Origin of the sequence: Colwellia sp. 6M3, from assembly GCF_014077595.1 — a bacterium.
Lineage (GTDB): Bacteria > Pseudomonadota > Gammaproteobacteria > Enterobacterales > Alteromonadaceae > Cognaticolwellia.
Window position 1 is genome coordinate 1 of record NZ_JACGWF010000236.1, and the last position, 339, is coordinate 339.

At 46.0% G+C, this 339-nt stretch carries 1 tRNA gene; it reads left to right on the forward strand.

Annotation, left to right across the window (positions count from 1 at the left end):
* Positions 1-37: 37 nt before the first annotated feature.
* Positions 38-113: transfer RNA gene (locus tag H4J50_RS19200), tRNA-Glu, on the forward strand.
* The last annotated feature ends 226 nt before the right edge of the window (positions 114-339 follow it).

The following is a 339-nucleotide window of genomic DNA, read 5'->3' on the forward strand; positions in this document are numbered from 1 at the left end:
GTCTAAAAATTCAGTTGTCCTAGTGACACATTTATGTGTCCCCATCGTCTAGAGGCCTAGGACACCGCCCTTTCACGGCGGTAACAGGGGTTCGAATCCCCTTGGGGACGCCACTTACTTATTTTAAGTATTGTGTAAAGTAGTGTGACACCGCACTCTCTATGCACGACGTTATCAAGAGTACTAATCTCTTGGGGACGCCACTTACTTATTTTTAATAGGGAAGTGTAGTGTTATTAAGAAAGCTCGCCTGAAACGAGTCTAAAAATTCAGTTGTCCTAGTGACACATTTATGTGTCCCCATCGTCTAGAGGCCTAGGACACCGCCCTTTCACGGCG